The following is a 20,730-nucleotide window of genomic DNA, read 5'->3' on the forward strand; positions in this document are numbered from 1 at the left end:
GTCGAAGCCCCGGGGCCCCACGTCCGGCGTGATGTCCCATCGCTCCGGCCTCATCGACCCGGCCGACCGGACAACCGGACGATCCTGACGGACGGTGACTTGCACCACCCATGCTGTATACGTGGTAACCGAACATCGCTCTGATGGCTGTCTCACGGAGACCCACCCATCGGCACCCATGACGGAAGGGCGCGGATGCACCGGATCAGCGACGAGGACCTCAACGACCTGGTCGAACAGATCGCCAGTGCCGTGTACGGCAACAGCACGATCACGGCGATTCGCCGTCAGCTGGGCAAATTCGTTCCGGCCGACATCCTCGACGCCGCCATCACGGAGTACCAGGCCCGGGCCGGACGCCCCCGAGATTTGCACGAGCCCCGTTCCCTGACGGACCCCTCGGCACAACTCGAGCCGTGGTACATCCCCCGGTCCGACGACGTCTTCTGGCCGTCGGTACGCCGCCGTCTGAAGGGCACGGGTCTCGACGACGAGCCGATCAAACGGATCAACGACGCCTCGAGCAAGATCGTCTCCATGATCCCACCGCCCGGGACGGAGCGATTCAGCAGCCGTGGACTGGTCCTCGGACATGTCCAGAGCGGCAAAACGACCAACTTCATGTCCGTGGCGGCGAAGCTGTGTGACGCCCGCTACCGGCTCGTCGTGGTGCTCTCCGGCATCACCGACAACCTGCGGTCCCAGACACAGCAGCGACTCGAACAGATCCTCGTCGGCGACGAGCGCGGCCGTTGGCATCTGCTGACCGACGGTGAGACCGACTTCGACGACAGACAGTCCCGCAATGCGGCGAACCTGCTGAGCAACCCCGACCAGCGGCTCCTCGCCGTGGTCAAGAAGAACCCGTACCGGCTGCGGAAGCTGGCGCGTTTCCTCGAGGCCGCCGGCACCATCCTGCAGGACTGCCCCATCCTCGTCATCGACGACGAGGCCGACCAGGCGAGCATCGACGTCGGCAACAGGGGGCGGCAGTCGACCATCAACTCCCTGATCCGTCGCATCCTGAGCAAACCGAAGGTCGCCTACGTCGCCTACACGGCGACGCCGTTCGCGAACCTGCTCATCGATCCGACCGTGCCCGACGATCTCTATCCCGCCGACTTCATCGTCGACCTGCCCCGTCCCGACGACTACTTCGGCGCCGAACGGATCTTCGGACGCGACCTGCTCACGTACGAGACCGGGTCGGTCGACCGAGGCCTGGATGTCGTACGGACGGTCCCTGACAACGAGGTCCCCCAGGTGCGCCCACCCGGTGCCCGCGCCGGCTTCGGCGACTGGAGACCCACCGTCACCGACAGCCTCGGCGACGCCATCCGCTGGTTCATCCTGGCCACCGCCGCCCGCCGCTGCCGCGACGGCGCACCGGCCGACTCGACCATGCTGATTCACACATCCATGCGCGCTCCCGCGCACCAGCGCACCGCCGAAATCGTGCAGGCGTACCTGGGGACTCTGCGCAGCGGCTGGTCGACCTCTGCCGTGCGGGACCTATTCCGGCAACAGTGGGAGCAGGAGACGACCCGGGTCCCGGCCACCGACCTCGGACTCCCACCCGTGCCGTGGCCGCAGGTCTGCGACCAGATTCCCGGCGTCATGGCCGACGTGGGCGTGGTGGTCGACAACTACCAGTCCGACGTGCGACTCAGCTACGGTGAGGAGCCAGTCACCGCCATCGCCATCGGCGGTAACACCCTCTCCCGCGGGTTGACCCTCGCCGGCCTCGTGTGCAGCTACTTCGTCCGAGCGGCCTCCGCCTACGACACCCTGCTGCAGATGGGGCGCTGGTTCGGCTACCGCCATGGCTACGAGGACCTGCCCCGGATCTGGATGACGGGCGACCTCGCCGCCTGGTTCGTGGACCTGGCGACCGTCGAAGCCGAGATCCGACAGCAGATCCGCCGCTACGAGACCGAACACAAGACGCCACGGCAGTTGGCAGTGATGATCCGCAAACACCCGGCCATGGCAGTGACCTCAGCCGCCAAGATGCGCGGGGGCGTCACAGTGCGCTACAGCTACGGCTCCCAGGTCATGCAGACCATCAAATTCCACCACCGCGACCAGGAGTGGCTACGGCACAACATCGACGCCGCCGACCGCCTCCTGACCGCCGCCCGTAGCCTGCCTGGAGTCCGGGAAACGTCCGTGCGGGCCGGACGCACCGCACTGACCGGCGTGCCGGCCGCACGGGTGATGGCCTTCCTGCGCGACTACCGCTTCCATGAGCGCAGCCCCAGCCTCCGTCCGGAAGCCCTGTGCGAGTACATCGCCAAGCAGAACGACTACGACGCCCTGCGCACCTGGAACGTCGTCGTCATCGAACAGGGCAGCGACCGCCTCGGCACGATGGAACTGGCGGGCCGCAAGTACCACCGGATCAACCGAAGCCGGCTCACGGTGCCGGCGGACTATGCCGACATCAAGGCACTGGTCTCCACCATGGACCGCGTCGCCGACCTGCCCGCCTCCATCAGAATCAGCGACATGATCGACGGTGATCCGACCGACCGCAGGCTACGAGAGCTGCGCGACGGGCAGCTGGGAGGCACCGGACTCCTGTGTCTCTACCCGGTCAGCAGGAACTCCACCGTCGAGCGCAGCAGCGGCACCCGCGGCTATCCGAGAACCGACCTCGCGGCGGTGGAGGACATCCTCGGGATCGGCCTGTTCTTCCCCGAGGCGCGTGGACCGGAGGACCGTGACTACGTCGCGGTCGACCTGTCCGGCCTCGCCCCAGCCGACGAGGAGCTCGAGACCGTCGATATCGACGAGATCGACGCCGCCGACGAACGCGCCGGCGAAGCCATGACCGATGGTGCCGCATCATGACAGGCGGTGCCGAGGAGATGTTCCGCCGTCTGGAAGCGACCGACCGGCCACGCCAGATGCGCGTGCTGGACAGCCCCGTCGAAGTGGCCGCCGGGCCGGTCGCCGTCGGTATCGACGCCGCGGGACGGCGGCATCTGCTCATCCCGCTGACCGACCGTCACCCCACCGTGCAAGACACCACCAGCCGCGGCGTCACCGTCACCACCCGGGGGTTGGAGGACGACTCCCGTCACCCGCAACGATACGCCGACGTGATGTGCGATCTGCCTGAGCTCAACGACATCTTCGCGGCATTCTCCGACGACCTGAGCCAACAGTTGCAGCGCCGCCCCGGCGACCCGGGGCGGGTCTGCCTGGAGGTCCTGCACCGGTGGCGTGAGCTGCTCTATCCGGCACCGGGTCCGACACTCGGACCGGAGGCGCTGATCGGCCTGCTCGCCGAGCTGCACTTCCTCGAACTGATTGGCGGGCACAGGGGCGGGCAGCCGCTGGACCTGTGGACCGGCCCCCGGAGCGCGCGCACGGACTTCACCTCCGCCACCGCTGCCGTCGAAGTCAAGGCCACCACGCACCGCGACCGCATGGTCGTCGACGTGCACGGGCCCAGTCAGCTGGAGGAACGCCCCGGCACCGACCTCTACCTGTACGTCGAACAGTTCGAACGCGACAATGCCGGTGACAGCGTGCCCGACGCCGTCAACAGGCTCCTCGACACCGGGATCGACCGGCGTGCCCTACTGGACGCCCTGGATGCGGTCGGTTACCGCAGCGACGACGCCGAGACCTACCGCCGGGACAGACACCAGGTGAAACGCGTCGCCGCGTACCACGTCAACACCCCCGGATTCCCCCGGATGACGTCAGGACAGCTCGATGCACCACTGCAGCAACACCTGGTCCGACTGACCTACAGCATCGACCTGTCAGCTCTCGATCATCACCTCATCGACCCCTGCGCGGCAGCCGCCGCGCTGCTGGAACAGCCATGACGCGCCTCGTCAGGTACGCCGAGCCTCTCCCCGCCTCCGGAGGGATAGACGCGCGCTCGGTGCGTCGTACCCTCGGCACCTATTCCATGGACTTCTGGGAGCTGTTCCTGCGCGAGACACTGCAGAACAGCTGGGACGCCGCCACCGGGGACCAACCCGTTCACTTCTGCGTCGACGGTTGGCGCCTCACCGCAGCGCAACTGCAGAACCTGCGTCTTCTCCTTCCCGGAGCCGACCTGGACTCACCGGACGTCAGGGTCCTGACGGTCACCGACACCGGGACGCGCGGACTCGGCGGACCCACCCGGGCCGACCGGGTGGGCGAGGACGACCCCCGGGATTTCGTCGACCTCATCCGCAACGTCGGACGACACCCCGACAAGGGATTCGCCGGAGGAACCTACGGCTACGGCAAGGCCGTCCTGTTCGAAGCGAGCACCATCGGCACGGTGGTGATATTCACCCGCGTCAGAACCACCAGGGGTGTCCAGTGCCGGCTGATCGGCATGTCCCTCACCGACCCCTACCGGGGAGAGCGACGTCAGTACACCGGACGCCACTGGTGGGGGGTCCCCGACAGCGCCGTCGGCGTGGAGCCCGTCACCGGCCCGACGGCGGAGCGGATGGCCCAGGCACTCGGACTGACACGCTTAACCGAGGACGGCACCGGCACCTCCATCATGGTCATCGCTCCCCGCACCGAACACGAGCGCCTGGCCGAGGTGATCGCCGTGATGGCCGACACCGCGACCAGGTATGCGTGGGCCAACGTCGTCGCGCAGGGGCACCACGGTCCCGGCCTCAGGTTGCAGTTCACCTCCGACAGCTCCCGCATCGATCTTCCGGATCCGGAAACCGATGCACGATTGCGGTACTTCGTCGAGGCGCACCGGTACTGCCGCGCCGTGTTCCAGGGCGCGGCAGAAACCCACCCCTGGCCCTGGACGGTCCAGGAGATCGTCGGCAGCCGTCCCGAGCAACGCCTCGGCGTCCTGGCATGGCGGACCTACCGGGCGGCCGCCTCAGGTAACCACGCCCGACCACCTGCCGAGATCGCTCTCCTGCGCAGGCCGGGCCTTGTCGTCGAATACCGCACCGTCACGGCGGACCCGTTCGGGCACGCCATCAGCGGCGTGTTCATCGCCGACCCCGAACTCGATGAGGACTTCGCCCGCGCCGAACCACCGACACACGACAAGTGGCAGCCGCGGCTGGCACAACGGCAGCGCTACGCCCGTAACCCCGTCAGCCAAGCCCTCCAGCGCATCGACCGGATCTTCAAGGAACGCCGGGTGGGAAACGCGGCCGCACCGACCACCGAGGCCGTGACAGGGGTGTCACGACTGGCCAACGTCCTCGGCACGCTGCTCGACACCCAGGCCGGTGGCACCGACTCCCGTATCCCGGTCGGGCCGGCCAACGTAATGCCCCACCCGCCGTCGAGCGCAACGGGAGCACCGGCAGCACCCGCCGGCACGCCGTCACCCGGTACCGGAGGCAACGGGCAGCGGCCCCCAGGGCAGGGCCAGAGACCGCGCTCCACGAGGGGTCTGACCCTGAGTTTCCATCCCCGCGCCCGGCCGGCCCTGCTGGCCGACGGCGGCCGCGCGGTCGAGTTCGACATCGACCTCACCGGAAATCCCGACACACCGCTCACCCTCACCGCCCAACCCCTGGTCGCGGTGGCGGACGGTCCACCCGAGCCGGCCGACGAGACCACCCCCGTCGAAGTCCTGCACTGGCGCGACCGGAACAGCGGAGCCCTCACACCAGGCCCACGTCTGACCCTGACCACCGAGACGTCGGACCACTGGACTGTCACGCTCACACAACCGGCTGATGCCGCCGTCACCGTCCGCGTCAGCCAGGAGGAGGTGGGACCGCGGTGAGCGCCCCCATCAGCGCGGGTTACCTGACCCCGGCCGAGCAGCGGATCCAGTCCGGGACCGTGACGGTCACCCCTCCGCAGGGCACACCCGTTGCGGAAGGTCAGCCGGTACCCGACTGGGACTACTTCACCGACCTCACCGCGACCTGGCCTCTGCATGTCGACCTGCCAGGCGTGCTGCGCGACTGCGGCCTGTCATCCGACGCCGCCGTGACCTGTTTGGTCACCTGGCACAGCAGCAGCACCAACCGCCGCGGCAACTCCCCTCCGGCCAGACTCACTGACGGCGGGAACCAGCTGATCGTCGTGATCCCGGGAACCGAGATCGGCGGGAACCTCACCGTCACCGCCCGGATGGTCCTGGCCGCCCCTGATCCTGCGCCGATCTCTCCGCTCGCAGCCACCCTGCCCGGCGCCATCCTATGGCAGGCCCGACGGCGCTTCACCCTCGAAGGCAGCGGCAGCCGATTCCCCGTCGTGGCCACGAGCTTCACCGACAGCGGACTGGCCGAGGGACGTCGCTCGCTGTGGTACCTGTCCTGCACCGCGGACCTCGACGGCTCCGACACTGGCAGCATCCGGCTGTACCTCAACACCGACCACCCCGCAATCACCACCATGCTCCACCAACCGGATGCGGAGACCTCCCGGACCCTCGCCGATATGCTCCGGCACGATGTCGTCCGTCAGCTCATCCAGACCGCTCTCCGGAGCGAGGACCTCCAGGACGACCACGACCACGGCGAAGGCACACTCGGAGAGCTGTTTATCAACCTGACACGCCGGTACTTCCCCGACCGGTCACTCTCTGACCTCCGCAGTCAACACCGCAGCGACCCGGGTGAACTGGAGGCGGTCATCCAAGGCCTGGACCGGGTCCTCGCGTGAGCCGACTGCACGTCTACCCGCGGCTGCCTGCACACCTCGCGGAGCAACTGCTGACCCACCACACCGGCCGGGACCTCGTCGAACTGCGGCGATTGTCGGCCACCGCCGACCCACGCACCACCTGGTACCCGACCGCCCCGCACCGCATAGCGGAAGACGACCTGCGAACCCTGCAACAGACCGTTCGCGCCATCGCCACGGAGGCGAACTGGCCGGAACCGTTGAGCAAGACGAGCGCCACGGCCTTCGACCGGCTGCTGGCGCCGGCCCTGTACCGGCAGATGACCATCGTGCCCGCCGATGCGGCGAGCGAGGAGGTCTGGTCATTCCTCAGCTTGGTCCTCCTGCCGGATGTCGCGCTCTGGCGATGGCCCAACCCGCTACGCCGGCCAGGATACGAACGCATCATCGGCCGCCCCCGTAACGTATTCCGACGCCTGTGGGCCCGCATCCACAGCCTCGGCGAGGACGTCGGAGCCCAACTCTACGAAGACGAAGCCGTCGCGATCCTCGAACGCCCCACGCTCGGTGCGCATCCACGCGTCGCCCGCGCCATCGCCCACGCTCACCTGACCACCGCCGCCGAGGCCGGCGCCGCACGGACCGGGATCCTGCGGGTCACCGCCCGCAGACTCCGGAGACTCGCGGTCGTGGTCAGCCTCGAATCGCTCGACGACGCTCAACTGGCAATGCTGGTGGGGAGATACACCAAGGAAGCCATCGACCAGTTGCAGTCCGAGGAAACCAGGAGCACGTACAACCTCGTACCCACGCAGGTGCAAGCGAGGTCAGGAGCAAGTCCCTAACAGCAGGCAAATCGGTGCTGCCCACGACGGAGCCGAGAACTATGGGTTGATGCGCAACGACATACCGGTCCGGACCGAGCCAGGCCCCGCGACCGTCTTCTCCATGGCGAGAGCCGTCCGAGGCGTTGCCCGATAGTAGATGGTAGCCGGGATTCCCAGACAGAGCCGCTGGTGTAACCGCGTTCTGGGAATCGAGGAGGCACCACGCGGCGAGGTCGGCACCGCCTTGGGCATGAGGCGGTCGAGGGCCACACGACGGCTGTGGAGTGTATGTATGCCCCCACATCGGGCCGGTGGCATAGTGAGCAGGCGCCGCTAGAGACAGGCAGCAACGCCACCATTGATGATGTTCGCGCCGATCACATGCGTCCGCTTTGAAGCGACCAGGCAATACTCGGGTGCGCCGAGGCGGAGGGGAGAACGAGTGGTGGTGCGGAAACCCGCGGCCGGAGTGCCAGCTCCGAGTGCCGCTCGCCGCCTAGGAGACAAGTATCAAGATCTTGTAGCGTGGAGGGTAGCTGTAGAGCTGCTTCACCCCGAGAGCGAGTTCAGCGCGATGGAGGTGGAGGCCCGAGATTCCGCCCACGTGGACGACGTGGTTCTCCGGGGGAAGTCCGGCCAGGACCGATACATGCAGCTGAAGTGGGCAACCAAAGCAGCCGCCAAGGTCGACTTCAAATTCTTGACCGGCACGTCACCGCAGAGCCGTACGTCTCTGCTAGAGAAGTTCCTGCGAAGTTGGAGAAGTCTGGGCGAATCTCGTGCCGGGTTCGTCATGGAGTTGGTGACAAGTCGGGTGCTCGACGCCGACGACCCGCTGTTGCGCCTGGTCGATTCGCGCACATCGTTGCTCAATCCTGCCGCTCGGACGGCCCCGCCACGTTCGGGGCCCGGGAAGCGACTCACGGAGCTGTGCGGCCATCTCGAGTGTGACCTCGACGAGTTCCTGATGATGCTCGATTCTCTGTACTTTCACACGGGGCGCACATTCGCTGTTGAAGAAGAACTTGCAATTCAAGTAATGAGAGCCAATGGGCTGCGCAGTGACGGCGAGGCGCTGCGGTCCGGCATCACCGCTGTTGGAGAATGGGTTGAAGACGGGCGCCGTCGTCTTGAGGTTGCCGAGGTTCGCGACGAGATCGAGCGGCTGGGGCTGTTTGCGGCGACGACGAACGGAACCGTCCGCTTCTTGGCAGATGCGGAGGTCCCAGGGGCATGGGACTCCGCGATTGTCGAGGAGTACCGCGACCTCGTGCCGGACAGCTTGCACGAACGGGATGCGGAGCTCGCTGAACTGCTGGAATTCTGCCGGCGTTACGAAGCCGGCTACATGTGGTGGCAGGCCGAGCCATGGTCTGGCAAGACAGCCCTCATGGCGACCCTTGCCCTGCGCCCGCGGCCACATTTCGACGTACTCTCGTTCTTCGCCACCGCGCGGTACACGGCTTCATCTGACAGCGACGCCTTCACCGAGGCGCTGATCGACCAGCTCAGCTCGCTCCTAGGGCGCGTTCCGTCCGAGGACAGCCGGCCGAGTGCTCGTAGGGGTCTTCTGCGGAGGTTGCTCACCGCGGCGGCTGAAAGAGCCGTCCGGCTTGGGCGGCCTCTAGTGTTGGTCGTTGACGGCCTGGACGAGGATACCGGTGCGACCGAAGCGTCAGGCATCCCGAGCGTGGCGTCGCTGCTTCCCCGGCATCCGCCCGCCGGCCTGCGGGTTATCGTCGCCAGTCGACCGCTCGGGCAACTGCCGGACGACGTGGCTGAGGACCACCCCCTGCGCCATTGCTCGGTACGAGCGCTTGAGCCATCGCCGTACGCGCGTGACCTGCGGCGACGCGCAACGCTGGAGCTCCGTCAGCTGCTGTCCAAGCCGAATCAGGCGGCAGTCCTGGCCATGATCACTGCTAGCGGCGGTGGTCTCACCGTGCAAGATCTGGAAGAGCTTACGAACGTCCCGCGCTACCAGCTCAACGAGCTCATTAGGGGGGTGTTCGGCCGCTCGGTCACCAGCCGCAGCCACCACTGGAGCGTGGATCAGCAGCCCCATCGGGTGCTGCTGTTCGCTCACGAAACCCTGCGCCTGATGGCAGAGTCGGAACTTGCAGGCAGCATGATCGAGCAGGCCCGCCATCGCTTGCACGCCTGGGCCGAGGAGTATCGCCAAGCAGGCTGGCCCGCCATCACCCCTGTCTATTTGCTGCGCGACTACTTCGCCATGCTACGTGCGAGCGGCGATTGGGAGCGCCTCTCGGCCTGCGCTCTGGACGTTGAGCGGCACGAGCGAATGCTCCATATGACCGGTGGCGATGCGGCTGCGCTCTCCGAGATTCGGGTTGCACAGGCCGTAGGACAAGAGCAATCACGACCGGATCTTGCATCGCTACTTCGGCTCGCCATGCACCGCGACGAGCTGGACAGTCGGAACGCCAACCTCCCCTCGGACCTCCCGGCGGTTTGGGCGAGCCTCGGTTCCTTCATCCGTGCACGTTCCCTGGCACGCGCCATCCCCAATGAGGCATCCAAAGCGAAGGCCCTTGCCGCCCTCGCTGCGTACGAGTTGCAGTCAGGCGACCATAGCCGAGCGGCGGGGCTGCTCGACGAGGCAGAGCAAGCTGCACGCGCAGCCGCCGGCCTCGACGGGTACCCGGGCGCACTCGCGACAGTGGCGCGACAGTTGGAGACGGCAGACAAGCCACAGGACGCGGCGCGGATGGTCAGTGATGCAACCCAAGCTGCGCGAGGACAACACAAGCCTGAGAAGAGGGCAGCGGCGCTGATAGAGGTAGCTGAGGCTCATCCCGCGCATGCCCCTGCGCTACTGCTGGAGGCCGAATCCGCGGCCATGATCGCCGACGACACATTTCGAAAGGTGAGTGCTCTTGCCGCCATCGCCGCTGCCCGATCCCGCCTCGGTCAGCGGGATGAGGCTACGAGACTTCTCGCTGTCGCCGAACAAACCGACCGCAGCCTGCACCCCGCCATGAGCGCTGCCGCCCTCGGCACCCTAGTCCCCGCGGTGGTGTCCCTTGGCGACATCTCCCGCGCTGAAGCTCTTATCCAGGACGTCATCCGGGCCTTCAGTCGAGACGAAGCCGTCACCGCTGTCGTCGATGCCTCGGCAATCGAGAACCCGGACAGGGCCAAACATCTCGCGGCTACCTTGACGGAGCCCTTCTGGCAGGCTCGGACCTGCACAACGCTGGCCCGAACGGCGGCCCGCCGCGGCGATCGCCTCGATGCAGCTCAATTGGCGGACACCGCGGAACGCTATGCCCGCAGCAGCGCATACCTACCGCGGCGCGCCCATAGCCTCGCTCAGGTGGCTATCGCCATCGGCAGGTATGGGCAGGACAAAGAACGTGCTCGTGCGCTGTGTCAGCTCGCACTAGTTCAAGCAGAGGCAACGAAGGACCCTGACGACCTCGACTGGGTTCTCGAGTCCATCGCTACAGGCTTCGCTGAGGCGGGCGACTATCGTGCGGCGGAACGGTGCGCGCGCACGATCGCGACGCGCGGTCGGGAGGACGCCGCCCTCGGCGCCATCGTCGAAGCGCTAGCTCGCGCGAGTCGACTTGCGGAAGCCGAGGCACTGGTGGCAGAGATCTCAGACAAGAACGGTCGCTCACAGGCTCTCTCGTACCTTGTCTCCACCTTTGCTTCGGCAGGCGACGCTGAGCAGGCGCAGCGACTGGCAATGGCCGTGCCTGACACGAAGACCCGGGTGTCCTCTCTTGTCGAACTCGCCTCCGCACAGATCGCTGCTGGCGACATCGCCGGGGCAATAAGCACCGGCAACCTTGCCGCTGCCGTCCCCCATTCCGAGTCGTATAGCCAATCGCTTGCCCGCAGCGCCATCGCCTGCCTCACTGCCGAGCTCGGCGACACCGAGCGTGCGAAAGCGCTGTGCGGCGCGGCCGAGCGCGAAGCCCGCCAGTTGATGAAACATCCCGTTCTCTTCGAGCGGGCTCTGATCGCCACGGTCCAAGCCTTCGCAGCCGTCGGCGAGCGGGCTTACGCTCGTCTTCTTGCCACGTCCCTGGCAGAGTCCACGCTGCGAATCACGGCGTTGGGCGGGCTGATGCAGGCCGCACATCGCGCTGGGGACCGCGACGAAGCCGAGTCTCTTCGGTTTGAGGCTGAACGCGTCGCCAACGCACTCCAAGACCCATCGCTGCGAGACGAGGCATACCATGAGATTGCACAAGCGGCCGCTGCGTACGCAGAATGGGCAACGGCAGAGACATCAGCTGACCACATCATCGGATCAGCGCGGCGGTCTAGCGCATATGCTGACCTGGCTAGGGCCGCGCTGAGCCACGCCGACTCGGAACGGGCGCGCAGGCTTGCCGCCCGAGCGGTCTCCGCAGGTGACTGGACGGCCTCGCTTACAGTCATCGCGCAGGTCAACTCTGCCGCACTAGCCCAGACAGCTGATGCTCTGAAGGTCCGACCCCGGTAGAGCGCTCGGCCGGATCTTGAACCAGTCCTCCCCGCCGCAAGTGGGGGTGCTACGACGCCGCCCTTGATACGCCGGATGACGGCGGTGTCCTCTCCACGCACGTGGAGGTGCTCCGCCGTCGACGCCGAGGCTGCGGTTCTACCGCACGTCCTCTCCACGTACATGGGGGCGCTCCGTACCGGGGCCGGACGGCGTCCACGCCGCTGTCGTCCTCCCCACGCACGTGAGGGTGCTCCGCTGGGCGGCTCCCGGCCCGTGGGACGCCGTACGGCCCTGCCCCACGCACGTGGGGTGCTCCGTCATGACGCTGCTCGCCGGTTGGCTCGCTGAAGTCCGGCCACGCATGTGGGGGGTGCGTAGTAGCGGCAGACGTCAAACTGGCTGACCGAAAGGCCCGATGATCAGCACCAAATTAACCGCGACAACGTGATTTCTAAGCACAAGTTCATGTTTAGCGAACGCAGATTTCCTGGGGAAGATCGGTCGACCGAAGAGGGCGCCGCGCCAAGCCTTAGATGACCCTTTAGCTAGGGTAGATACTCATTGAGAGAGCGACTCTTAAGGCTTTTTCCGCCAGCTCTGACACTTGACAAATTGCCTCTAAGGCCGGTCCCGGCAGCCCAGCCGGCGTGAGGCCCGCTTCGGCGGTGGCACGGCGCAGATCGGCGTACTGGTCTGCCGTGATGCCGCTCAAGGGCTCGCGAAAGTTGAGGATGTCCCGAGCAGCGTAGCCATCGGTAGTGTCGATGGCCTGTTGAGCAGTTTGGTGCAGGAGGCGTTTCGCGCGTTCGGGCCGAGTGGGGCTGGCGAGGATCGCGGTAGTAAGTCCGAGTCGCGCCCGGTAAGACGCGTAGTTGGGCGCGGAAATCGGCCCTGCGAGTTGTTCGGTGGCGGTCGCGAGGTGGTGGCTGACGGCCGGGCTCGTCGGTCCTGTGCAAATGACGTTGAGACAGGCGGCGACCTGCTGCTCCCATGGCTCGGTCAGCGTGCTGTCGGCGAGGAGTTTGCGTCCCTGTGCGGGCTTGTCCTGGATGCAGGCGGCGATGATGGCCGCTTGGCGTCCTTCCATGAGATGGCTGCCGATGCCGTTGTGTTTCTGGGCCAAGGCGGCGGCGTCGGCCCAGCGGTTACTGAGGGCGAGAATGCGGATGCCTTCGCCGAGCAGTTGCAGCCAAACCCACTCGCGTAGCTTGCGGCGTTCGCCGGCTTCGCCGTCGAGGGTAGCGGTGGGCAGGGACTGGTCATCCATGATCAGGTCGGTGCGGTGGGTGACGGCGTCGTGCATGGCCTCCAGGAGGGGCAGTGCTGGTGCGCCGTGATCGGCGCGGATCTGGAGACGGGCCAGGTTGAGGACGGGTTCGAGCATGTAGCGGGCTTCGAGGATCGATAGCGGCCGGCCCCTGTGGCGGTAGGCGTTGATGTGCTGCCAGCACAGCTTCCGGGCCAGGTCAGGCATGCCGGCGTCACTGGCGATGAGGGCAGCCTTGTTCAGGGTGTGTGCCGCGTCGGGCATCCCGTGCTCACGCTTTTGGATCGCGGTTTCGGCGGAGTTGGTGATCTCTTTGAGGCGCAGTGGTAAGGCTGGGCAGTCGGGGCGGGGGCGGCCGAGGAGCGGGAAGTAGCGTAGGGCGGCGGCGACGCTTGCGTGGTGCATGGTCAGCTCCTGGGCAGGATGGCGTTGGTCGCGGCGTGGGCGAGGATTCCTTGTGCGTGGGCCGGTAGGTCGAGCCGGTTCCAGTGGAAGATCACGATCTGGGCGAGAACGGCGCGGATGCCTCGGCGAAGTCGTCCGGCGAGCTGGGCGTCGGCGAGCTGGCGGCCGGCGGTGGCAAAGGCTGCGTGCCAGGCGTCGGCCTCGCTGCAGGGTTCACCGGGGGCGAACACCGCGTCAGCGGAGACCGCGAGGAGGGGTCGCATCTGGGCAGCAAGCTACGCGACGCGGCTGGTGTCGGCGGCTGCGGGGGCCGGGCGCATCTGGGCTACCTGGTCGAACACGTCCGCTGCCTCGAACCAGTCGAGTCCCGCGTGGTGCTGCAGGGTTCGGATGAGCAGCAGTGACAGCTCCCGGCGCCCGATCGGGGGCGCATGCTGCCCGCTGTAGTCGAGGACGCCTCGGCTGTCGGCGCAGAACAGCTCGTGCACGATGGCCATCGCGGTGTCTCCGCCGAACGCTCCCGTCTCGGGTTCGTAGATCCCTGGCTTCCAGCCGGCGAGGACTCCGCTGGTGGTGAGGTCAGCGAGCGATGCGCGTATGGCCTTGGGATGGGCGCCGCGGATGCGGATCCGCCAGTACGGGTGTTTGCGTAGGAACCACCAGCCGGTCTGCCCGTCGAGTTGGTCGAGGCGCGGGGCAACCTCCGTCCGGAGCACGGCCTCGGCGGTGTTCCAGTCGACCGGCTTGATGTGGGCATGGAGCCAGGTGTTGTGGTGGCGGTGGTGCAGAGCGGTGAGTCCGGCGGTGCGGTAGGTGTGCACGGCCGCGTCGACGACGTCTACGTCGATCCCGATCTCGGCAGCCGCGGTGACCATCGGAGTGCCCGCGAGGACCGCCTCCACGAGAGCGGCCATCCGATAGGGGCTGATGGTCAAGTGATCAGTAGACATGTGTCCCACCTGGTGCGAGGAGGTGTGTTTTTGCGCGCGGTTTCCGACGCGAGTGAGCAGCCGGGGTGGCCCGTGAGGAATCCGGCGTGGTCGGGGCTGGGAACGCGCTGGAGGCGTTCAGCCAGCGCGGGAAGTTGCGCGGCGATGTCCGATGTGAGGGCGTCTTGGGCCGCCCGGTAGGCGGTCGCGTGGAGCCCGGCGAGGCCGTGGCAGATGCCGGGATCGGTGAGCTGGTCGAGTTGAGTGCAGCTCAGGCTGGCCGCGAGCGCCGTCTCGGCTGCGGCCTGGCGGGTGGGTTGGTTGGTGGCGATGGCGGCAAGTTGGAGGGCTCGCGCGATGCCGGGCGTGCCGTAGCACCACGAGGGCCTGCCGGGGCCTGCCTGTGCCGGGCGGCCGGTTCGGAGGTCATCGCGGGTGAGCCACTGTGGCCACCAGGGTCCGTGCCTGCTGTCCTGCTGCCACCGTTCGAACCAGGAGCACAGGCGCTCGGTCGCCTCTGCCTGCCGGTCGACGTGCCGGCCCTTGCGTAGGGCGAGGGCGAGCAGAGCGAGAAGGCCAGCGGCGCCGTGGGCCATTCCGAGGTTGGCGTGGCCGCCAGGAGTAGGCAGCGTGGGGTCGGGGTCGTGGTTGACCCACCAGCCGGGCAGTCGGTGCTCGTCGTCGGTTTGGGGTTCGGTGAGCCGCGTGACGTAGGTCAGCAGGTCGGTGAGTTCGTCGCTGTCGGGCAGGTCCCGGAGCAAGAGCGCGCCGAGCCCGGTGAGGCCGTGGAACAGGTCGTACTCGGCGAACGCGGCGGCCTGGCCGTGTCGCATGCGGATGTCCGCGTCGGTGAGGCGTTCCCGGATGAGCCGCCGGACGTGCAGGGTGAGGTGCCGCCGGGCGGCGGCGTACCGCTCGTGGCCGTCGCTGGCGGCGGCGTTGAGCGTGAACAGGATGGCGGGTGCGCCGTAGTACAGGCCCGCGTGACGTCCGGCATCGACGGGGCTGCTCGTGGCCTGCGTGACGAGGCGGTGTGCCGTCGCCCAAGTCCCGGCCCCGTTAAGAGCCTGCTCGATCGCCAAGAGGGCAGGCCCGACGCCGCCGGTAGCGAGCGACTGCCCGTCGGCTTCGTCCGTCGCGGCATTGGGCTGCTCGATGGCGGTGGTCATCGGGTGCCTGCCGTCGCTAGGCAGCGCATCGCTGCGGCTCGCGCGGCGTGGTTGGTGGCGCGTTCGAAGTCGGGGTCCACGCCGACCGCGCGGATGTGGTGCTCATGTAGGAGAGTCCGCAGCACGGTGGTGGGGTCGCGTTGCGGCAGCAGGCACGCATGGTAGGCGGACAGGGCGCGGTCGTTCGCCTGCCAGGCGGCGGCGGTGGTGTCCCCGCCGGGCAGGGCCCGTAGGCCGTGGTAGTTGCTGGTGGGGTCGGCTAGCCGGCGGGCCAGGTCGGTGATGGCGCGCTCGGCTGGTGCTGTGGCCTGCTGGAGACTGGCCAGCAGGTTGCGGTAGCCAGTGTGGGGGTCGGGGGCGAACGCGGCGGCGAGTCGTGCCATGGATGCTGCGGCGAGCGCCTGAGCGGGTATGCCGGCCTTGGCGGCGGTTTGGAGTTGGGCGATGGCGGCGGTGGTGTCGGCAGCGAAGACCTGCTCGGCGGCGTCCAGGGTGGGGCCGTGACCGTAGCGGGCGGGGTGCTGGTGGTACGGGGCGAGGATGAGCTGGGCGGGCAGGGCGCGGGCGGCGAGGTCGGCGGCGAACTCGGCCAGGGCCGCGTAGACGGCGGCGTGTCCGGTGGGTTCGGCGAGTCGGAGGTACAGGGACAGGTACTGGTCGGCTTCGACGCGGATGGTGTCGCGGTGTCGTCTGATCCACCAACGCTGGAGGCCGAGGCCGGCGAGCTGGTCAGCAAGTCGTGGTAGGTGGGTGGTGATGAGGTCGTCGAATCGCGCCGGCGCCCCGATGAGCTGGGCGTGTAGGACGGTGGAGGTACCGGGCCGCAGCGTCTCACCTGGCGGTGCGGTGACGGGGAGGCGACGGGTCGGCGGCGCGGTTGGTGTCATTGCGGTGAGGAATTCGACTCGTCGACCGTCGGTCCAACCGTGGCCCTCGGCAGGGGCGTCTTCGCGGAGTTCGAGTCCTTCGGCACCGTTCAGCCGGGTTCGTAGGAGGGTGCGGTCGAGCGCGTGATCGAGGTTGAGGGGGAGCCGGAGCTCGCTGCGGCAGGCCACCACGCGGGCGGGTACGCGCCAGCGCCGACGCCACTCGGCCAGGGCCACATCCCACGGGTCCTCGGTGTCCCCTGCCGTAGAGGGCGGCAGGTCGAGAGAGGTCAGTAGCCAGCGCGCTGGGGCGAGGATGATGCGACCGTGGCGGATGCGGGGAATGTAGGGCAGGTTGCGGGCGGCTGCGCCGTGATTGAACGGGCCGAAGGCGGTGCTGCGGGCGTCGGCGACCTCGGCGAGGAACCTGGCTAGCGGTGGGCTCTGCACGATGGTGTCCAGGGCGTGCGGGATGTACGGAACGATCCGCCGGCCGGTGGGTCGGTGGACGAGGTACATCTGTTCGCCGTCAACCGTCACGGCTACCTCGTCCACGCCGATGTCCGGCCAGCCTGGCTGCTCGGACAGCGGGAGCACGAAGGGCAGGATGCGGCCGACGCGGGTGACGTTCTGGTTACGCGGCAGGCGGGGCGGGAACGACACCTGCACCGTTAACGCCTTGTCAGATTCGGTGGTGAAAGACGCGGCCAACTGCTTCTGCTCAGATGGGTGGAGGAGGTAGGCGAATCTGCCGGCCATGCTCGACGGAGTACGGGGCGCACCGGTGATCTGGAGCGTGAACTCGCCTCGGTCAATGGCGTCGGCGGTGGTGGCGTGAACGGCGAAGGCGACCTCGACCCGGGGTGGCGGGACGGTGGTGCGGTGATCGCCGACGGTGAGCGCCTTGACGTCAGCATCGGTGAGGTGGATCTCGTCGGCGCCGTTCAGGATCGCTTGCTGGATGAGGGCCTGCAGGTGCGTGTCACGTTCGGTGATGACCCGCCAGGCGGGACGGGCGCGGGGCGCGCCGAGGAACCCGGTCGGGTAGCCGAGGCCGGAGTCAGCGAGCAATTCCCGGACGGGCACCAGTGCGCCGGGTCCGTAGCGGTCGCGGAAGCGGGCGTGGTAGTCCAGCCACGCCACCGTCCCGAACGGCTGCGTGCTCAAGCGCATCAGTAAGTCGACGGCGCGCGCCGCTTGGTCCAGCACCGGCGGCGGGATACTGATCTGGGCGTCAAGGCGCATGTCGACCGCGAGTTGATGCTCTGCGTCGGGCGCCAGAACAGTCATCCGGTCCGTCACCTCGGACCGGACGAGGATCGCCTTCGGACCATCTACCTGCACGTTGTGGTGCGTCAGGAGTTGGCGGATAGCGCGGAGCTGCTCGAAGCTGCTCGCCACCTCGGGCATTTCCGCCGCGCCGGCGCTGCTGAGGACGTCGATGACGTGGGTCAGGCCGTCCACGGCGGTCATCGGCGGGTGAAGGTTGGTGATGAGGAAACCACCGTCGATCAGGCCGTGCAGCATCGCCTCGACGGTGGAGACCGGCACCTGAGGCACGTCGTGCGCGACCCGTGCGAGGAGGTGGTCGACACGAATCGGCCACGCCGCGAGCCGTAGAACCAGCCCGACAGCTGCCGTGTTTCTGGTAGACGTCTCCCTCAGCGATCCCGGCGCCCGCTGCCCCACCAAAGACTGGGCGGCGACGATGACGCGGCCGTCACGCACGACAGCCACGCTGTTGGCCACGACGAGCAGCCGTCGCCGCAGAGCATGATGCGCCTCCAGGCGGTCGGTGACCTGGGTGAGCCATTCGCCGTCTACGCGGGCCATCGCGCGATGCCGCTCTCCGATTGTTGCGGCGGCCGGACCGACAGCAGCGGTAGTGATGCCGGCGAAGACCCCGAAGGGAGTGGTCCGCCGCTTCCACCGCAGCAGGTAGCCGCATGTTGCGAGCACGGCGCGGCGGACAGCGCCGGCCGTTACGTGTGTCGCGTCGCAGGAGGTGAGCTGGTCGACTCTACGAGCCAGGTCCGCGCTCGCCAGGGAGATGGCGTCCCGGATTTCTGGCCGACCCCACTGCGTGGCCAGCCATGCGAGGCCATCCTCGGCGCTGGCCGCGGGGCCGATCAGGTTCGCTCCGGGCTCGGGGGCGAGGTCGCCCGGGTCGGTGTTGGCCCGGACTAGCATCGGGCCGATGGGCTGAAAATTGCGCTGGGGCGGCATCTGACGCCTCCTGCCGCGTAGGAGGGGTGGGGGCCCGTCGGAGCCCGCACAGCGCGGGCTCCGACGGCGCTGCTACTGCCTTGCGGAGCCTGAGGGTCAGGCCGGGTCGTAGGACGAGGTGGCGCAGGCGCTGGTGCCGCAGCTGCTTCCGCAGCCGTCGCTCGTGCTGCACGCCATGGTCACCAGCGGCGTGGTCGCCTCGACCACCCGCATGTCGAGCACGAAGTCGTCGTCGGTGACGACCTCCGCGTCGGTCGGCGGGGCGTCGAGGACCGCGGTCGGCGGAGCCATCGACATCACTCTCCTTACCTGGAGGGGTTATGTGGTGGTGCCACCTGGTCGTCAGGACCAGGAGATCGAGATGATGCCGTGGGTCTTGTCCATGACAGCGGCGTCAGCGGGGATGTGTGTGTGGTCGCTGTCGGTGGGCCAGTAGCCGAAGCGCGGCTCGACGTCGCGCCCGTCGCGATCCCAGGCCCGGATCTGCTCGACCATCGCGGTGGCCGCCCGCTGCCCGTCGGGGCCGAAGGCTCGGGCCCCGAACTCGAACCCCTCCCCCTCGGACGCGGTTCGCAATGCCAGGTAGGCGAAGCCTGCGCCGTCGATGACACCGAAGGGGAACCAGAGGCGCTCGGCAGCCAGGTCGGTGCCCTCGTCGGCTGCGACGCGGCAGAAGCCGGGCAGGAACCACGCGAACCACAGCTGCAGGTCGGCGAACGACACCCCACTGCCGATGGTCACGCCAGACCACAGCTCGGTCCGCTTGGTGGTAAGGACACCGTCGAGACGGTCTAGGTGATCGGGCACGCCGGAGTCGAACAGGAGCCGCACGTGCCGGCCATTCGCGTCAGGCAGCAGAAACACCCGATCGGGGTGCGCGCCGTCGCCTTGCATCGGTACGAACCCAGCGATCTCGACCGACCTGCTGACCAGGTGATCGCCGTCGCGACGGAAGCCGATCGTCCTCGTGACCGCGTTCATGATCAGCGGCAGGACGATCACCCCGCCCTCGCGCAATTGATCAAGCAGGGCGGGGGCGATATCCCACGCGCCAACGGTGACGATGATCGCGTCGAATGGCCCTTCGTCGGGTACGCCGTGCTCTGCGTCGGCGACGAGAACGCGGACACGGCTGCCGTAGCCGTTCTCTTCGAGCAGCGTTGCGGCCCGGTCGATAACCTCCGGGTCGATGTCCACGCTGACAACCCGACCCTCCGGGCCGACGATCTCCGCAAGGTACGCGGCGTTCAGCCCACCCGAACCGATCTCCAACACCGTCATGCCCGGCGCGAGTTCGGCCTGTTCCAACATCCGCGCCTGGATATAGGCCGCAGACACCGACGAGATCGGCACACCGTGCTCGTCGCGCTTGGTCACCACCGAGTTGTCAAAGCCGTAGGCGACGTCCAGGTCGGTGCCTGCGGGCATGAACCGCTCGCGAGGCACCCGACGCACCGCCGCCTCCACTACCTCCGAGGTAATCTTCTGCTGGGCGCGCAAGTCGCTGACGAGAGCGGCACGCAGCTCGACGGCGCGATCGGAAGCGGGTTCTATGCCCGTTGTCTGGCTCACTCGCTACTTCCTCTTCCTCAAGTGGGACCGGGTCGGGTCGGGACACTGTCCTCGCTCGCAACGGGCGAGCCAGCATCGACGGTGCGGCCAGCAGTGCTATCGGGTCCAGGATGAGCCGGCGGCCGGGGGCGGGGGTGTCTGCTGGCGCCGCCCGGTGACGTCGGCACAGCACGCCGCCGACAGCGATCGCCAGCGCGATGACCGCCGCCACGTCGGCAACAAAAGGGGGCGCCCTTGGGTGTGATCTATCGGATCGGTACGGAATTCCTCGGCAGTTCGGGGCAGGCGCCACTACGATCCCCGCCGTCGGACGTTGTCGGACAGACACGTCCTCGAACTTTGACAATCCACCGACACGGCGTGGACGATTCCCGCACCATCAGCAAGCGCGGACCTGCGATGGTCTGTACCAGGGACAGCCGTGAACTCCT

General features: G+C 67.8%; 13 protein-coding genes. 6 read left to right on the forward strand and 7 right to left on the reverse strand.

All coding sequences use genetic code 11. The features are described from left to right. Window positions 1–195: 195 nt before the first annotated feature. The 6 genes from AB0N27_RS25170 (at window position 196) to AB0N27_RS25195 (ending at window position 11,883) form a co-directional block, all read left to right on the forward strand. A complete protein-coding gene (locus AB0N27_RS25170) occupies window positions 196–2,853 on the forward strand; it encodes a Z1 domain-containing protein (RefSeq protein ID WP_364374539.1) in 2,658 nt (885 codons plus the stop codon). Next, the gene (locus AB0N27_RS25175; RefSeq protein ID WP_364374542.1) at window positions 2,850–3,842 is read left to right on the forward strand and encodes a PD-(D/E)XK motif protein; all 993 of its coding nucleotides are present in this window, start codon (window positions 2,850–2,852) and stop codon (window positions 3,840–3,842) included. Before AB0N27_RS25170 ends, AB0N27_RS25175 begins: the two co-directional genes overlap by 4 nt. 86 nt (window positions 3,843–3,928) lie before the next feature. Beyond that, window positions 3,929–5,731 (forward strand): hypothetical protein, encoded by a 1,803-nt coding sequence (locus tag AB0N27_RS25180; protein WP_364374545.1) that lies wholly within the window; start codon window positions 3,929–3,931, stop codon window positions 5,729–5,731. Next, window positions 5,728–6,618, forward strand: coding sequence for a hypothetical protein (locus AB0N27_RS25185; RefSeq protein ID WP_364374548.1), 891 nt, complete (start codon window positions 5,728–5,730; stop codon window positions 6,616–6,618). The genes AB0N27_RS25180 and AB0N27_RS25185 overlap by 4 nt, the downstream gene beginning before the upstream one ends. Next, on the forward strand, window positions 6,615–7,424 hold the full coding sequence (locus AB0N27_RS25190) for a hypothetical protein (protein WP_364374551.1): 810 nt from the start codon (window positions 6,615–6,617) through the stop codon (window positions 7,422–7,424). The genes AB0N27_RS25185 and AB0N27_RS25190 overlap by 4 nt, the downstream gene beginning before the upstream one ends. A gap of 631 nt (window positions 7,425–8,055) precedes the next feature. Then, window positions 8,056–11,883, forward strand: a complete 3,828-nt coding sequence (locus AB0N27_RS25195) for a hypothetical protein (RefSeq protein ID WP_364374554.1) — start codon at window positions 8,056–8,058, stop codon at window positions 11,881–11,883. A gap of 523 nt (window positions 11,884–12,406) precedes the next feature. On the opposite strand, the gene AB0N27_RS25200 is transcribed toward AB0N27_RS25195, so the two are convergent. The 7 genes from AB0N27_RS25200 to fxlM all read right to left on the reverse strand — a co-directional run bounded on the left by AB0N27_RS25200 (window position 12,407) and on the right by fxlM (window position 20,299). Next, window positions 12,407–13,537, reverse strand: a complete 1,131-nt coding sequence (locus AB0N27_RS25200; protein WP_364374557.1) for a hypothetical protein — start codon at window positions 13,535–13,537, stop codon at window positions 12,407–12,409. Between the two features lie 2 nt (window positions 13,538–13,539). Further along, window positions 13,540–13,800 (reverse strand): hypothetical protein, encoded by a 261-nt coding sequence (locus tag AB0N27_RS25205; RefSeq protein ID WP_364374559.1) that lies wholly within the window; start codon window positions 13,798–13,800, stop codon window positions 13,540–13,542. Between the two features lie 12 nt (window positions 13,801–13,812). Next, the gene (locus AB0N27_RS25210) at window positions 13,813–14,487 is read right to left on the reverse strand and encodes a thiopeptide-type bacteriocin biosynthesis protein (RefSeq protein ID WP_364374562.1); all 675 of its coding nucleotides are present in this window, start codon (window positions 14,485–14,487) and stop codon (window positions 13,813–13,815) included. Beyond that, window positions 14,469–15,635, reverse strand: a complete 1,167-nt coding sequence (locus AB0N27_RS25215; RefSeq protein ID WP_364374565.1) for a lanthionine synthetase C family protein — start codon at window positions 15,633–15,635, stop codon at window positions 14,469–14,471. Before AB0N27_RS25215 ends, AB0N27_RS25210 begins: the two co-directional genes overlap by 19 nt. Further along, a complete protein-coding gene (locus tag AB0N27_RS25220; RefSeq protein ID WP_364374568.1) occupies window positions 15,632–18,727 on the reverse strand; it encodes a lantibiotic dehydratase in 3,096 nt (1,031 codons plus the stop codon). Before AB0N27_RS25220 ends, AB0N27_RS25215 begins: the two co-directional genes overlap by 4 nt. Before the next feature lie 96 nt (window positions 18,728–18,823). After that, on the reverse strand, window positions 18,824–19,018 hold the full coding sequence (locus AB0N27_RS25225; protein ID WP_364374570.1) for an FxLD family lanthipeptide: 195 nt from the start codon (window positions 19,016–19,018) through the stop codon (window positions 18,824–18,826). Window positions 19,019–19,069: 51 nt separating this feature from the next. Then, on the reverse strand, window positions 19,070–20,299 hold the full coding sequence (fxlM, locus tag AB0N27_RS25230; RefSeq protein ID WP_364374573.1) for a methyltransferase, FxLD system: 1,230 nt from the start codon (window positions 20,297–20,299) through the stop codon (window positions 19,070–19,072). Between the last annotated feature and the right edge of the window lie 431 nt (window positions 20,300–20,730).

Origin of the sequence: Micromonospora sp. NPDC093244, assembly GCF_040683695.1 — a bacterium.
Lineage (GTDB): Bacteria > Actinomycetota > Actinomycetes > Mycobacteriales > Micromonosporaceae > Micromonospora.